At 54.4% G+C, this 14,652-nt stretch carries 12 protein-coding genes; 7 read left to right on the top strand and 5 right to left on the bottom strand.

Going from position 1 to position 14,652, the window contains the following annotated elements; all coding sequences use genetic code 11:
* Window positions 1-99 precede the first annotated feature (99 nt).
* A complete protein-coding gene (locus BM258_RS00575) occupies window positions 100-855 on the top strand; it encodes a GntR family transcriptional regulator (RefSeq protein ID WP_090067804.1) in 756 nt (251 codons plus the stop codon).
* Between the two features lie 21 nt (window positions 856-876).
* Here BM258_RS00575 and BM258_RS00580 read toward each other — a convergent pair whose 3' ends face one another.
* The 3 genes from BM258_RS00580 to gcvP form a co-directional block, all read right to left on the bottom strand.
* Window positions 877-1,125, bottom strand: a complete 249-nt coding sequence (locus tag BM258_RS00580; RefSeq protein ID WP_139229174.1) for a hypothetical protein — start codon at window positions 1,123-1,125, stop codon at window positions 877-879.
* Between the two features lie 256 nt (window positions 1,126-1,381).
* Complete coding sequence (locus BM258_RS00585; RefSeq protein WP_090067808.1) at window positions 1,382-2,797, bottom strand: L-serine ammonia-lyase; 1,416 nt, start codon at window positions 2,795-2,797, stop codon at window positions 1,382-1,384.
* A 30-nt stretch (window positions 2,798-2,827) separates the two neighbouring features.
* A complete protein-coding gene (gene gcvP / locus BM258_RS00590) occupies window positions 2,828-5,701 on the bottom strand; it encodes an aminomethyl-transferring glycine dehydrogenase (RefSeq protein ID WP_090067809.1) in 2,874 nt (957 codons plus the stop codon).
* 306 nt (window positions 5,702-6,007) lie between these two features.
* Between gcvP and BM258_RS00595 the strand changes: the two genes are divergently transcribed.
* Complete coding sequence (locus BM258_RS00595; protein ID WP_210186608.1) at window positions 6,008-6,685, top strand: helix-turn-helix domain-containing protein; 678 nt, start codon at window positions 6,008-6,010, stop codon at window positions 6,683-6,685.
* A 32-nt stretch (window positions 6,686-6,717) separates the two neighbouring features.
* Window positions 6,718-7,212 carry a GNAT family N-acetyltransferase gene (locus tag BM258_RS00600; RefSeq protein WP_090067811.1) on the top strand — a complete coding sequence of 165 codons (495 nt, stop codon included), beginning with the start codon at window positions 6,718-6,720 and terminating at the stop codon, window positions 7,210-7,212.
* A gap of 55 nt (window positions 7,213-7,267) precedes the next feature.
* On the opposite strand, the gene BM258_RS00605 is transcribed toward BM258_RS00600, so the two are convergent.
* Both BM258_RS00605 and BM258_RS00610 read right to left on the bottom strand, forming a co-directional pair.
* Window positions 7,268-8,257: a DUF4424 family protein gene (locus tag BM258_RS00605; protein ID WP_090067813.1), complete on the bottom strand. Its 990-nt coding sequence runs from the start codon at window positions 8,255-8,257 to the stop codon at window positions 7,268-7,270.
* 343 nt (window positions 8,258-8,600) lie between these two features.
* A complete protein-coding gene (locus tag BM258_RS00610) occupies window positions 8,601-9,404 on the bottom strand; it encodes a tellurite resistance TerB family protein (RefSeq protein ID WP_090067815.1) in 804 nt (267 codons plus the stop codon).
* Between the two features lie 267 nt (window positions 9,405-9,671).
* Here BM258_RS00610 and BM258_RS00615 point away from each other — a divergent pair, with 267 nt between their 5' ends.
* The 4 genes from BM258_RS00615 (at window position 9,672) to BM258_RS00630 (ending at window position 14,652) form a co-directional block, all read left to right on the top strand.
* Window positions 9,672-9,899: a hypothetical protein gene (locus tag BM258_RS00615; RefSeq protein ID WP_210186609.1), complete on the top strand. Its 228-nt coding sequence runs from the start codon at window positions 9,672-9,674 to the stop codon at window positions 9,897-9,899.
* Between the two features lie 573 nt (window positions 9,900-10,472).
* Window positions 10,473-11,342, top strand: a complete 870-nt coding sequence (locus BM258_RS00620; protein ID WP_090067817.1) for a LysR substrate-binding domain-containing protein — start codon at window positions 10,473-10,475, stop codon at window positions 11,340-11,342.
* A gap of 161 nt (window positions 11,343-11,503) precedes the next feature.
* Entirely contained in the window at window positions 11,504-13,558 is a 2,055-nt protein-coding gene (locus BM258_RS00625) for an ABC transporter substrate-binding protein (RefSeq protein WP_090067819.1), read from the top strand.
* A gap of 98 nt (window positions 13,559-13,656) precedes the next feature.
* Window positions 13,657-14,652 carry an ABC transporter permease gene (locus BM258_RS00630; RefSeq protein ID WP_210186610.1) on the top strand — a complete coding sequence of 332 codons (996 nt, stop codon included), beginning with the start codon at window positions 13,657-13,659 and terminating at the stop codon, window positions 14,650-14,652.

Consider the following 14,652-nt stretch of genomic DNA (forward strand, 5'->3'; position numbering starts at 1 on the left):
TATAGTCTTGATTGATTATGCAAGAATTAATATATTTTTTGGACTAAAATATTTTATGCGTGGCTCATATGGGCGCAGAGGGTGGTCAAGACAACGCACATGCGCGTTGAGAGCGCCAGGGTTGCGATTGTTTCAGGCGGAGGATGTGTAGGGAGCGTGCCAAAAAGTGGATACCTTGCGATCAAGGGTTATATTTCGACTATGATCCGCAGTAAAGAATGGCCCCCGGGCCATTTGCTGCCAACAGAAACAGAGCTGGCTGCGCAATTCGATTGCGCCAGAGCAACCGTCAACCGCGCATTGGGGGAATTGGCCGAAGAACAGATTATTGACCGAAGGCGCAAGGCGGGCAGCCGCGTGCGCGATGGTCGCGAACGGATGGCCAATCTGAAAATCCAGTTTCCGTGTCGCGAAATCGAGGCGATGGGAAAGGATCATCGCTATGTTTCCCTTAAGAGGGAAATGTGTGCACTCCCAATGCTCCTGCAAAATATTGGAGAGACAAGGCTGGAAGATCAGTGCTTGCGGACAGAGGGGGTTCACTATGCCAGTGAGACCCCTTTTCAATTTGAGCGAAGCTGGTTCCGCAGAAATGCCTTTCCCGAACTGTTCCAAGAAGGAGGCAAGGTCAAAGCTCCCTGCATCACGTTACTGGAAAAGAATCCTTTTTATCACGGCAGTTTGTGTGTTTCCGCATCGAAAGCCAATCACATAGAAGCGCGCCATCTGGGGATCAAGGTAGGGGAGCCTCTGATCAATAAAGAATATATTCTGACAGATGGGCTGGAAGGAACGCCCGTTGCTGTCATGCAAATCAGATACAAGCCTGACTATAGCATTTCATGCATATTCTAGTGCGCTGCAACATGCTTAGGATTAGAGACTAGCCGACTTTTCGCGCGCAATCACATGTTCAATGGCTTGCATCAGGATTGGAAAATCATAAGAAACAGCACCTGTACGGACCCTGTCGCGGCCGATGCTATAGGCGAGAAGCTGCGTGTCCAATGCCGCAAAAGCTGGTTCTTCGTCCATTGTGCATGGGCTTGGTGAGATTGCTTCAGCATCCAGCGCTATGGCACGCGCCACTTCAATAAGCTCAGGGTCTTGATCTACGCCAACCATCATATTCTCCTACTTTTGTAGAAGATACTTACTGATTTTTACGGAGGTGGGCATCCGTAAATTATCGTATTTCCTAATTTTTGCACTGCAAAATAGCCATGTGTGAATGAATTGGAATTGCCTGTTCCCTGATTGGCGCACCATGTCTCTGCATTCGGGAAGGTTGACGGCGAGCCCGCCACAAGATAGGCCCATGATCCATGCGGCTCAGGATGAGCCTATCGCCAGAAAAGAAGCGAGGCGGGCGCACCATGCCTCAGCATTCGGGAAGATTGACGGCAAGCCCGCCGAGCGACGTTTCCTTGTATTTCTCATCCATGTCGCGACCGGTTTCCCTCAGAGTGCGGATGCAATTGTCGAGCGGCATGAAGTGGGAACCATCACCATATAGAGCGAGGGAAGCCGCTGACACGGCCTTGATGGCGCCAAGGCCATTACGCTCGATACAGGGCACTTGAACCAGTCCTTTGACCGGATCACATGTCATGCCCAAATGATGCTCCAGAGCGATTTCTGCTGCATTCTCAATCTGCTCATTGCTGCCGCCTAGAGCTGCGCATAGTCCGCCGGCCGCCATGGCCGCTGCGGAACCGACTTCGGCCTGACAGCCCGCCTCAGCTCCCGATATGGACGCATTATGCTTGATGAGGCCACCAATCGCCGCGGCAGTCAAAAGGAAGGTTGTGATGCCCGCATCATTGGAGCCGGGGCAGTGGTCGCGATAGTAACGTAAAACGGAAGGCACCACGCCCGCTGCGCCGTTGGTCGGGGCCGTGACCACACGCCCGCCTGCTGCATTCTCCTCGTTAACTGCCATCGCGTAGCAACTCAGCCAGTCATTCACCTGATGCGGCATCGGCATATTGTCGCCATGGGCGCCGGTGAGCTGCTGATGGATGTGCTTGGCGCGCCGCTTGACCTTGAGGCCACCGGGCAGAATGCCATCTTTGGCCAGTCCTCTATCGATGGAAGAGAGCATCGCCTGCCAAATGCCGGTAATGCCTGCGTCAAGCTCCTGCCGCGACAGGCTGATTTCCTCATTGGCGCGCTTCATGGCGGCAATGGAAAGGCCGGAGCGCTGCCCCATGGCCAGCATCTCAGCAGCCGAGCCGAAGGGGTAGGGGAACCCTGCTGCTTCCTGTGCCTGATGAAGCGCGTCGGGCTTGTGGCTGATTTTCTCTTCCATTTCGCTGGCTGTCACGATGAAACCACCGCCGATGGAATAATAGGTGACGCTGGCCAGCTGTCGATTGCCTTCGCCATAGGCGAACAGCTTCATGCCATTGGCGTGACCGGGAAGCGATGGGCCATAATCGAAGATGAGGTCTTCATCCGGATTGAAGCGCAGCCGCGGGAACCCTTCTGGTTCGATGAATTTCTCCTCGCGTACCCGTTCTTCCTGAGCTTCGGCTTTGTCCGGATCAAGCCGGTCTGGCGCAAAGCCCAGAAGCCCGAGGATAATCGCGCGGTCTGTCGCATGGCCCTTGCCGGTAAAGGCCAGCGAGCCATGCAGCGAACAGCTTATGCGACGGACGTCTCCAGCATCGACACCCATGAAGCGTCCCGCTCGCAAATCATCCATGAACCGCAAGGCCGCATTCATCGGCCCCATGGTGTGGGACGATGAAGGACCAATGCCGATCTTGAAGATGTCGAAGATGGAGAGGAACATGGGCGCTCACTCAATGAGAGGTGCTGCGGATCACTCCGCAGCTTCGTCTTCCTCATAGGCATCCACCGGTGGGCAGGTGCAGATGAGGTGGCGGTCACCATAAACATTGTCGACGCGGTTAACCGGCGGCCAGTATTTATCCACTTCGAAGGCCCCCGCCGGGAAGCATCCCTGTTTGCGAGAGTAGGGGCGGTCCCACTCGCCGACAAGATCGCGCACGGTATGTGGGGCATTTTTCAGCGGATTATTCTCCGCGTCGATTTTCCCGTCTTCAATATCCTGTGCTTCGCGGCGAATGTCGAGCATGGCATTGATGAAGCGATCAAGCTCGGCCTTGGGCTCGGATTCCGTTGGCTCGACCATCAGCGTGCCCGGAACCGGGAAGCTCATGGTGGGGGCATGGAAGCCATTGTCCATCAGGCGCTTGGCGATGTCATCCACGGTTACGCCGCAGCTATCCTTGAGCGGGCGGGTTTCCAGAATACATTCGTGGGCCACAAGGCCGGCCTTGGAAGCATAAAGGGTATCATAGGCGCCCTTGAGGCTGGCCGCGATATAGTTGGCGTTGAGGATAGCCACCTTGGTGGATTGGGTTAGGCCAGCTCCGCCCATCAACAGGCAATAGGCCCAGCTGACTGGCAGAATGGAAGGCGAGCCGAATGGCGCCGCAGACACCGGTCCGATGGCTGCATCGCGCTCAGGGTGACCCGGCAAGTAAGGGGCAAGATGCGCCTTGACGCCAATCGGTCCCATGCCCGGACCACCACCGCCATGGGGAATGCAGAAGGTCTTGTGCAGATTGAGATGGCTGACGTCGCCGCCAATGTCGCCCGGGCGGGAAAGACCCACCATGGCGTTCATGTTCGCCCCGTCAATATAAACCTGTCCTCCATGCTCGTGGGTGATGTCGCAGACATCCTGCACTGTTTCCTCGAAAACACCGTGGGTGGACGGATAGGTGATCATGCAAGCGGCCAGATTGGCGCTGTGCTTTTCGGCCTTGGCGCGGAAATCTTCCACGTCAATATCGCCATTCTCGGCTGATTTGACGACCACCACCTTGAAACCGGCCATATGGGCCGAGGCAGGGTTGGTGCCATGGGCCGAGGTCGGGATGAGGCAGACATCGCGATGGCCTTCGCCGCGCGCCATGTGATAGTTGCGAATGGTGATGAGACCGGCATATTCGCCCTGTGCACCCGAGTTCGGCTGCTGGGAAATGGCGTCATAACCGGTCACAAGGCAGAGCTTCTCGTTGAGATCGTCGATCATCTCCTTGTAGCCCAGCGCCTGATCATCGGGCACAAACGGATGCAGGTTGGCAAATTCGGGCCATGTGATCGGGATCATCTCGATGGTGGCGTTGAGCTTCATGGTGCAGGAGCCAAGCGGAATCATGGCCCGGTCGAGTGCCAGATCGCGGTCGGCGAGGCGACGCATATAGCGGGTGATCTCGGCTTCGGCACGGTTGAGATGGAAGATCGGGTGCGTGAGATACTCGGTCGTGCGCAGATTGTTGGTTGGCAGACGGTAGGGGATATCCTGCTCGCGCTCATGCTCGAAGGCACCATAGGTCAGCTCGCCACCAAAGCTCTTCCAGACCGCTTCCACGGTTTCTGGCCGGGTCTGCTCATCAAGGCTGATGCCGATCTTGGTGTTGCCCACCTTGCGCAGGTTGATGCCATTGGCGACAGCTGCGTTGAGGATCACGCCTTGCAGCGCGCCCACTTCCACCGTGATAGTATCGAAGAACACATCCGGCTCCGGCTTGAAGCCAAGTTTTTCGAGGCCGTCGACCAGACGTACCGTCTTGCGATGGACATATTGCGCAATCGCCTTGATGCCATCCGGCCCATGATAGACCGCATACATGGAGGCGATGACAGCAAGCAGCGCCTGTGCGGTGCACACGTTGGAGTTGGCTTTCTCGCGTCGAATATGCTGCTCTCGGGTCTGAAGGGCGAGGCGATAGGCTTTGCGGCCATGGCTGTCGATGGTCACCCCGATGATGCGCCCCGGCATGGAGCGTTTGAAGGCATCTCGACAGGACATGTAAGCTGCGTGCGGTCCGCCATAGCCAAGCGGAACGCCAAAGCGCTGGGTAGAGCCGACGGCAATGTCTGCGCCCATTTCGCCCGGAGATTTCAGCAGCGCCAGTGCGAGCGGGTCGGCAATCACGATGCCAAGGGCCTTGTTCTCGTGCAGCGCGTCTATGGCAGAGGTGAAATCACGCACATGGCCATGGGTACCCGGATACTGGAAGATCGCACCGAAGACTTCGCTTGGCTCCAGCTCTTCAGGAGCGGCAACCTTCACTTCGATGCCCAGCGGTTCTGCACGGGTTTCGATGACAGCGATATTCTGCGGGTGACAATTCTCATCCACGAAGAAAATGTTGGATTTGGACTTGGCTGCGCGCTTGGCCATGGTCATGGCCTCCGCTGCGGCTGTGGCTTCATCGAGCAATGAGGCGTTGGCGATCTCAAGGCCGGTCAGGTCGGATACCATGGTCTGGAAGTTGAGCAGCGCTTCAAGGCGGCCCTGGCTGATCTCTGGCTGATAAGGGGTGTAGGCTGTGTACCAGGCCGGATTTTCAAGGATGTTGCGCAGGATGACCGGCGGGGTGCTGGTGCCATAATAGCCCTGACCGATGAGCGAGGTGAGCAGCTTGTTCTTGGAAGCAACCTTGCGCATGTGATGCAGCGTGTCGCCTTCGGCCAGTGCACCACCCCATTTGAGCGGCTCTTTCTGGCGGATGGACGCCGGAACCGTTGCATCGATCAGCTCATCCAGTGTGGTGAAGCCTATCACCTTGAGCATTTCAGCCATTTCGCTCGGCGACGGCCCGATATGGCGTCGGTTGGCAAAATCATAAGCTTCATAATCGGTCAGTTTGAAGGTCATTGCCTGCTCCTCAATCCTTGTCTTTGCCTGTGGCTGTCACACCCCGGATCGTGACAGTCTCCCGCGGTTTTTCCAAGGGAAACGATCGGCTAGGGCTTTTAGGAAACATAGAGGATCGCGGAAAGCTGCCGATTCTTCACGTGGTTTCTTGCTAAGTTTCTTATAGGGGAATTTTCCCCTATATGCAATAATGATGCTTATGCTTGTCAAAATCTACCCCGGAGGGGTTTCATTGCAGATTTTGACCTTGAGAGAAATTTGTGCGAATTTGCAGCCCAATCAGGGCAGCGACGACAGGAGTGGAGCATGGGTGATCTGGAACGCGGGGAATTTGGCACCATCGAAAGCCTCCAAGAGGACACGTCTGTCACGGAAGCCATTCCCGGTGTGCTTGCTCCGGCCGGTGCGTCGGCACCCGGTGCTCCCGGCATGGATCAGTTGGGCCAAATGGTGCGCGAGGCACGCAAGCGCAAAGGCTGGACGCTGGAAGAAACAGGGCGTCATGCGGGCATTGGTCGCTCGACCCTGTCCAAGATCGAGAATGGCCAGACCAGCCCGGGCTTCGACATCGTGCGCCGTTTGACGCAGGCATTGGAGCTGGAAACGCCGAACCTGTTTCTGCAAAGCGGCAAGAGCGACCTGACCGGGCGGCGGGATGTTACCCGTAAGGGCGAGGGCGAAGGCAAGGTTACCGCGACCTATTCCCATGAGCTTTTGTGCAACGAGCTGACCAGCAAGGCGATGTTGCCCTATGTCAGCACGATCAAGGCGCGAGATATTTCCGATTTCGGCGACTGGATTCGCCATCGCGGCGAGGAATTTATGTATGTGCTCTCTGGCGAGCTCGAACTGCACACAGAGCATTACCGGCCTCTGGCTATGCAAGCGGGCGATAGCGTCTATTATGACAGCTCCATGGGGCATTGCTGTGTCACCACCAGCAAGGAAGATGCCGTGGTGCTCTGGGTGAGCCTCGAGCGCTGACCAGAATCCAGAAGCAAGGGGAGCATAGGATAATGATCAGGTTTGCAAATCTGGATGATGCTTCCGCCATCGCAGAGATTTATAACGATGCCGTGCGTACCACCACGGCCATCTGGAATGATGAAACCGTGACCGTTCAGAACAGGGCCGACTGGATTGCCTCAAAACAGACAGATGGCTGGCCGCTGTTTGTGATGGAAGACGAGCAGGGCGCTGTGGCTGGCTACGCAACCTATGGCCCCTGGCGCGCATGGGATGGCTATCGCCACACCGTGGAACATTCGGTCTATGTGCAAAAAGACAACCGGGGGCAGGGGATAGGCAAGGCGCTTATGCAAGCTCTTATCAGCAAGGCCAAACAGACTGACATTCATGTGATGGTAGCAGGCATTGAGGCTGGCAATGAAGCCTCCATCAGGCTGCACGAAAAGCTGGGCTTCAATCGGGCGGGAACCCTGCATGAAGTTGGCACAAAATTCGGCCGTTGGCTGGACCTGACTTTTCTGGAATTGAATCTTGGCGAGTAAACCTTGATACCATTCCTATCATAGCAAAAGGCACCAAGGTGCATCCGCCCAGCATTTACCAGTCCGGCATCTTCACGACCATAATGTCGAGATTCTGGTCGGGCACATAATTCTGGGCCCTGAATTCAAATTGCGTCGGGGCGATCTTGCGAATGCCGTTGATGCAGAGGGTGATCAAGTTGTCTGGCTGCATCTTGTCGATGACCAGCCGGAAGTCCCCGATGGGGCCAAGCCAGGTGTTGGCGGTTTTCAGAATATAGCGAACTTCAGAGCTGACGGTGGTTTCATGCCCACCCTTCTTGAGCAAACGCCGAAAGCCCCGGATGAAGCTGTCATCGATGCAGAAGCGTTCGATATTGTCACGAATGCCATATTGCTCATCAATCACGCCTCCACCAACGACCGGCGCATAGCTGTGGTCCAGCACGGTGCGGCTATTGGCCGGGAAGGTTTGCCACCAATAATAGGTGGCTTTTACTTTCCATTTCTTGTCGAACCATGCCTCTCCCGGCACCCAGTTGATCAGGCCTTTCGCGGCCAGTGCCTGCTTGGCGGAGTCTGGAATATTCTCCAGTCGATCATAATAGTCCGGCGCAAAGCGGTGTAAAGGAACACCATTGCTGACCAGATCTTCGGTATAATCGCGGCCATTCATGGTGAGCTTGACTTCTAACTCAGGCCTGATCGGCTGGCCATTGGAATGCACAGTGAAGCCCAGAAAGTTGATCGGATCCGCATTGTTGATGCCATAATTCCATTCCGGTTCAGCTTCTATTTCGGGAACCGGAAAGGCAACCAGCATGCGCTGGTCTTCAGCGGAATGGTTGAAGAATTCATAGTGAATGCGGATCTGCTCGGGACTGATATAGAGATCTTCCACGTCAAGGGAAATGGCGTTGGTCTCTACCAGACGTATGCCGCCAGCATCAAGCATCGCTGACGCATCATTGGCGCTGGCGTCTGTCGGCATGCTCACAGTGCCAAGCGCGAGTAAGGGCAGGATCAGATGGGAAAGACGAAAACGGCGGAATAATGACTGGAACATGGGCCCTCACTCAAGCATGGCTCCACCTCCCCGCATATGAAAAGGGAAGAGGGCCGTTAACAAGAAACAACAATGACAGGGCTGAGGCATACGCTCTTGCGGTGCGCGCCCTCCTCCCTAGTCTATCAATATGTTCAAGGCTCCTATGGCGAGATTCTCTTAACAAAGGTCCAAAACTCTCCAAGCCCATATGTCTGTAGTTTAACGACTGCTCGTTCAGAGGGCCAGCACTCATGCCCCGAGGCTTGTATTTTCTCAATCAGGCCGCTTTATCCTACCGCGCCAAGAGGGAATTAGCGCGGTCTGAAAACCGATATCGTAGCGTTCGATTGAGCGGACCGACTCAGTCCGTTGCTTCCAGCAGGGTCTGATGAATTTGATCAATCAACTCTGGTTCGAGGCCAAGGCGTGCAGCCAGCAAAGACAAATAGGCTTGCTCGGAAGGAGTGTCCGGTTCAATGGCCATGAGAGAGGCCAGATAGATTTCCATGGCCTGCTCTGTGCTGCGTGCCTGAGAGACGATGCTATCAATATCGAGCGGCTTGTTGATCTGATCGAGCAAAAAGGCCTTTTCTTCAGCGCTCAGATCTTCCTGACCGATTTTCTCGAAGATGGCCTGTTGCTCTAGCGCATCTATGGTGCCATCGGCTTTGGCTGCCGCAATCATGGCGCTCACAAGCGTTGCCCCGAAGCCCGTGGCGCGCTGGGTCATTTCGTTTACTTCAAACCCGGAGCCCATGGGAACCACGGGCACATGGGTGATCTTGCGTGCTACCGCGCCTTCAGGGGCATGAAGATGGGCAGGAATCGTCTGATCGCCACGCCCGACCTGTCCGTCAACCACCGGAACGCCTGCCTTCTTGCCCTGATAATCCGAATAGGCCTTGTATGCCAGGCCTGCCACCAGTGCCAGCCCGCCATAGGTTGCGGCTTTCTTGGCCATTTTGCGTCCCTTCTTGGAACCCATCATATAGCCTGCCAGACCTCCGGCCAAAGCGCCGCCGCCAATGCCTCCCGCATTCTGTGAAAGATAATCCTTGCCCCTTTGCATCAAATCGCCATTGCCAGCCCCGGTGCCCTGAGACCGTGTTCCGGGGGCACCGGCTGCTCCCAGAAATTCATTGATCAGTTTTGATGCATCAAACATTGATTACCCCTCTGCTAATTGTCCTTTTTACGTAGTCTCTTAAGGATATAAGGACAGTTCGTGCGGAGGCAAGGTGGCGCGCCCATCAATTTGCTTGGTCAATGGTCTCAATCGAAAGCATTGTTGCGATTATTACCAAATAAGAGTAGCCATTCGAAAAATCGGCCTTCTTTACTCTGCGATGCTGCTGGAAGCGATTAGGGGCAGAGACTGGTTACAAAAAAGCACAGGCACGTGAAGGCAGCCAAGAGCGGGAATTGCATTGCCATGATGAAGACTCTGGACAGATTGCCATTGGGCACACTCGTGATGATCGCTCTGACATTGGGGCTGGCTCCCTTTGTGCCCGAACCGCACGTCTGGCAAAAGCTCAAGATGCTGGTCGCGGGTACGCTCACCCGACCCGTTGATATTTTCGATATGCTGTTCCACGGCGTTCCATGGCTGTTGTTGATTGCTAAATTGGGGCGGCAGGCGTCTCTCTCCAGAGGATGATGCATCAAAGACAGTCGCTGGCCACTGGGGACGGTGAAAATGGGGTCACCGGTGATTCTCATCCATTCACGCAAAACAGAGAGAGAATCGAAATTTCGCTTTATTGCTTGATTTGAAAGGTAATTTATTACCCGAGTGAGGCTGTGGACGAGTTCTGCGAATGGATGTCGTGACAATCTCATCGCTCTATCTTCAATTTCTAATATAGAACAGTTCGACAAAGATATTCGGGAAGGCAATCAGCATACAAAAACTTGCCATAAGCAGCAGCGCGCAACCAACAGAAAAAAAGTTGGTTAATTATCACTTGAGAGAGATCGTAAAGTTGGAATGAAAACAACTCTCCTAAAATAATACTACTTTAGAATTCAAGAAAAGAAGACGAATTAAACGGAATGGTTGCGTAATCGTTGCTTCTGCACTATGTCCGGAACATTGTTTTATCTCGATATTCCAAATTTTTCGCAATTTTGCTTTTTGGCGAACTTTTGCGATTTGAGAGGCGACAATCTTGTCATCCTGAGGTCATCTGTGATCCACTAAATGTGGATAGCGACATATGGGTGACGGGAAATGAAATTATCAATCAATCAGATGCGCGCAGTGGAAGCCGTTGTGCGCACTGGCAGCTTCTCTGCTGCGGCCAAAGAGTTGGGCATTTCCCAACCCTCGGTTTCCAACCATCTCTCTGCGTTGGAAAAGCACTATCGCACACAATTGATCCATCGAAACGGGCGTCAGGCCGAGGCGACGGAAACCTGCCGCGAAATCCTGTCACGCATTCGTTCCGTTCTGGCTATGACCGACGAGATCGAACATGCCCTTGAAGGGCGCCGGCGCATGCAGGCTGGTTCACTGCGTCTTGGCTATTCCACCTATCAGTTTGCTATGCCCATTTTGTCAGACTTCATGACCCAGTTCCCGGAGGTGGAGATTGAAGCGCGCGCCATGGCTTCGAATGACCTTTTGCCCCTGCTGGAAGATGGCAAGTTTGATGTTGTTTTCATTACCTCGGATGAGGCGCCAAGCAGTTTGTATGTCGAAAAGATCCGCACTGAGCGGATCGTTCTCGTTGTCCCGCCGGATCATCCACTCTGCGGGAAGGGCTCGGCCAGTTGGCAGGATGTAGCCAATGCGGCTCTCGTGCAGAGGGAAAACAGCTCAGGCACGCGTCGGGTGTTTGAAAAGGCTGCAACTTCAGCTGGAGTGAAGCTGAACACGGTGCTTGCACTGGGGTCCTGGGGCGCTATTGTAACCACGATCAACAGCGGTATGGGCATCGGCGTAGCGATGGAAGGCGAGGTGCTGCCTTCCAACAATTTGGTCATCATTCCCATTGAAGATGAAACCCTCTCCGTTTCGCACTATCTTGCTTGCCTGCCAGAGATGCAGCATGTCTCCGCGATCAGGGCAATGTTCAATGCCCTTCAAGACAATGAGTGAAAATAGAAGTGGAAATCCCCGGCGGGGTGCGCGTCAGAATTGTGACTGTTCTATGTCATGACCCAATTGATAGCTTTAAGCTATAGATAATGAATGTTCATAAAACTGTTAAATAGTGTCTCTAGGAAGGGGCTGCTCGATCCAAACAGGGAGACCTTCCAATGAGCCCCAAATCCGTTTTTCTCGCCGGAGCGGCCTATGTCGCGCTGAGCGCTTCTGCCTTTGCTGCTTGCCCGGTAGCGACTGTTGCAGATATGAAAGGCCTGACCTCTGCCTATCCTGAGCAGTTTGAGTTGGCCGAATTTCAAAAAGCAGGTAGCTGCGAGCTGTCCTTTGCCCAGAACCCGGATATTGCCAAATTCAACAGCCAGATCCTCGGTAACAAAGAGCTGCCTGCGCTTGCGGATCGTTTGCCGCAAGAGCCACTGGTCGTGGCTCCTTATGATACAGTCGGCACCTATGGTGGTGTGATCACCGGTCTTTCCAAGGGGACTGAATCCGGCACCTCGGATCTTCTCTCCGTGCGCCATGTGAATCTAGTGCGCTATGCCGATGACCTTCAGACTGTGGTTCCGAACATTGCCAAGAGTTGGGAATGGAATGACGACTACACGCAGCTGACCTTCACCCTGCGCAAGGGTCATAAATGGTCTGATGGCGAGCCTTTTACCGCTGCCGATATCGAATTCTGGTATAACGATCTGATCCTGAACAAAGATGTTTACGAGAAGACGCCGGGCCGCTGGCTGTTCGCCGGAGAGCCTGCTGCTGTCAAGGCGCTGGATGATGTTACCGTCTCCTTCACCTTCCCTGTGCCGACACCAGGCATTCTCAACCGCTTCGCCGTTGACTATGGTCAAGCTTTCCAGCCCAAGCATTTTCTCGCCCAGTTCATGCCGAAATACAACAAGGATGCCGACAAGCTGGCCAAGGATATGGGGCTTGAGAATGGCGTTGCGGCAATCAAGATGTATTATGGCGGCTCCGACTGGAAAGACGTGCCGAGCCCGCTGCTGAAGGATGCTGAAGTCGCTGAGAGATTCGGTCGTGCCGTGGTGCCGACGCTGGAATCCCACATTGTGGTGGAAGAAAATGCCGAAGGCCGCAAGCTGGTCGCCAACCCTTATTTCCATATGGTTGACACCGCTGGCAATCAGCTTCCCTATATTCCAGAAATTGACGAAAGCTACGTCAAGGACAAGGAAGTCCAGAATCTGAAGATCATGAATGGTGAAGTTGTCTGGAAACAGCAGGCCGTCTTCTTGGAGGACTTCCCGCTGCTCAAGGAGAATGAAGCCAAGGGCAACTATACCGTTTCCTACGCGCCGACCTTCGGGGAGAATATCTTCTTCTCCTTCAACCGCACCCACAAGGATCCGGTGCTGGCCAAAATGTTCAATGACATCCGCTTTGAACGCGCCATGTCCATTGCGCTGGATCGTGAAGAAATCAACGAGATTGTCTATCTGGGGCAGGGGACGCCGGCACAGGGTGTACCGGCCGAACCAAAGACCGTGTCTTTTGTTTCCGAAGACATCCTCAATCAGGATATCGAATTCGATCCTGATCATGCCAGAGAGTTGCTCGCCGATATGGGCCTCAAGGATGCTGATGGCGACGGCACGCTGGAACGTCCGGATGGCAAGCCGCTGGTGATCCGCCTGATTTATTCCTCTCAGGGTGTGCCAGTGAAGATGATGGAACTGGTGCGCGACTATTGGTCCGCCGTGGGTGTTCGCATCGATCTCAAAGAGGTGACTTCTGATGAATATCGCGCTGGCGCCAACAACAATGATCTTGATCTGACGACCTGGAAATATGACGGCACCGCCGGTCCTGCCATTTCTCAGGATGTGACTGCGTTCATCCCGCCATTCGGGGATGTCTTCAACCCGGGCACCGGCTTTGCTTGGGCTCAGTGGATGGATTCCGATGGCAAGGAAGGCGTGGAGCCACCTGCTTATGTCAAGAAGCTCTATGACCTGTCCGAGCAGTTCCTACAGGTTTCCATGGGCTCTGAAGAATCCAATAAACTGGGTGCCGAGATCGTCAAGATCCATGTCGACAATCTGCTGAAAATAGGCACCGTCGGCGATATCGTCGCGCCATTCATGTATCGTAATGATCTGAAAAACGTCAAACCGATCAAAGCCAAGTCTTACGACTTCTACTGGACATACCCATACCGCCCACAACAGTGGTTCCTGTCCAAATAAAGCCATCGACAAGGCTGCTCTAACCAATCAGGTGCGGGGAATGCTCTCCGCACCGGTGCCTGCCCATGTCGGCAGGGTTTTCCTGTGGGGATCCGAGAATGCTTCGTTTTACGCTTGAGCGACTGGTTGGCATGATTGTCACGATGGTGCTTGTTTCCATGATGGTTTTTCTGATCATGGAAATCCCACCTGGTGACTATGCGGATCGCTATGCCTTCCGCAAATATTCAGGCACCGGTATCGCCATTACGGAAGCGGACATTGAGGCCATCCGGCATGATTTCGGCCTCGATAAACCCATGGCACTGCGCTATGTCGACTGGATTGGCAACATCGTTCTACATGGCGATTTCGGGCAGGCCTTCGCCTTTGAGACCGATGTGACCAAGGTCATCGGCGACAAGGTCTGGCTGACAATGGCGATCCTGTTTGGAACATTGCTGCTCACCTATCTGATAGCCATCCCAATAGGCATCTATGCCGCTGTCAGACGGGCCTCTTTTGCCGATTACGGTCTCACGATCTTTTCTTATCTGGGGCTGGCTCTGCCCAACTTCCTGCTGGCTCTCATTCTGCTTTATTTCGTCAATCTCTGGTTCGGTGCGGACATTGGTGGATTGTTTTCAACGGGCATGTCCGATGCGCCTTGGTCCTTTGCCAAGGCATGGGATCTGATCAAGCATCTGTGGCTTCCGGCCTTCGTGCTGGCCTGGTCTGCGGTCGCCTATCAGATCCAGACCATTCGCGCCACCATGTCAGATGAACTCAACAAGCTTTCGGTTACGGCAGCGCGTGCCCGTGGTGTGCCGGAGACCAAGTTGCTGATCAAATATCCCGCCCGCCTTGCCATCAATCCGGTGGTCTCCACCATCGGCTTTGACGTCAACCGAATCTTCTCCGAGCTCCCCATCGTTGCCGTCGTGCTGGGGCTGACAGAGCTCGGCGAATTGCTGCTCAATGCCTATCTCGATCTCGACATGTATGTCGCCGGAGCCATCCTGCTGATGCTTACCTTTGTGATTGTGTTGATGAACTTCATTTCGGACCTGCTGCTGGCCTGGCTTGATCCACGCATCAAACTGGGGAGCAATTGA

It is taken from the genome of Cohaesibacter marisflavi (genome assembly GCF_900115225.1).
Classification (GTDB): domain Bacteria; phylum Pseudomonadota; class Alphaproteobacteria; order Rhizobiales; family Cohaesibacteraceae; genus Cohaesibacter; species Cohaesibacter marisflavi.

What these genes read in the sequence shown, in the direction of transcription:
- BM258_RS00575 (WP_090067804.1), top strand. Translation starts at nt 100, where the DNA reads ATGCGCGTTGAGAGCGCCAGGGTTGCGATTGTTTCAGGCGGAGGATGT.
- BM258_RS00580 (WP_139229174.1), bottom strand. Translation starts at nt 1,125, where the DNA reads ATGGTTGGCGTAGATCAAGACCCTGAGCTTATTGAAGTGGCGCGTGCC.
- BM258_RS00585 (WP_090067808.1), bottom strand. Translation starts at nt 2,797, where the DNA reads ATGTTCCTCTCCATCTTCGACATCTTCAAGATCGGCATTGGTCCTTCA.
- gcvP (WP_090067809.1), bottom strand. Translation starts at nt 5,701, where the DNA reads ATGACCTTCAAACTGACCGATTATGAAGCTTATGATTTTGCCAACCGA.
- BM258_RS00595 (WP_210186608.1), top strand. Translation starts at nt 6,008, where the DNA reads ATGGGTGATCTGGAACGCGGGGAATTTGGCACCATCGAAAGCCTCCAA.
- BM258_RS00600 (WP_090067811.1), top strand. Translation starts at nt 6,718, where the DNA reads ATGATCAGGTTTGCAAATCTGGATGATGCTTCCGCCATCGCAGAGATT.
- BM258_RS00605 (WP_090067813.1), bottom strand. Translation starts at nt 8,257, where the DNA reads ATGTTCCAGTCATTATTCCGCCGTTTTCGTCTTTCCCATCTGATCCTG.
- BM258_RS00610 (WP_090067815.1), bottom strand. Translation starts at nt 9,404, where the DNA reads ATGTTTGATGCATCAAAACTGATCAATGAATTTCTGGGAGCAGCCGGT.
- BM258_RS00615 (WP_210186609.1), top strand. Translation starts at nt 9,672, where the DNA reads ATGATGAAGACTCTGGACAGATTGCCATTGGGCACACTCGTGATGATC.
- BM258_RS00620 (WP_090067817.1), top strand. Translation starts at nt 10,473, where the DNA reads ATGAAATTATCAATCAATCAGATGCGCGCAGTGGAAGCCGTTGTGCGC.
- BM258_RS00625 (WP_090067819.1), top strand. Translation starts at nt 11,504, where the DNA reads ATGAGCCCCAAATCCGTTTTTCTCGCCGGAGCGGCCTATGTCGCGCTG.
- BM258_RS00630 (WP_210186610.1), top strand. Translation starts at nt 13,657, where the DNA reads ATGCTTCGTTTTACGCTTGAGCGACTGGTTGGCATGATTGTCACGATG.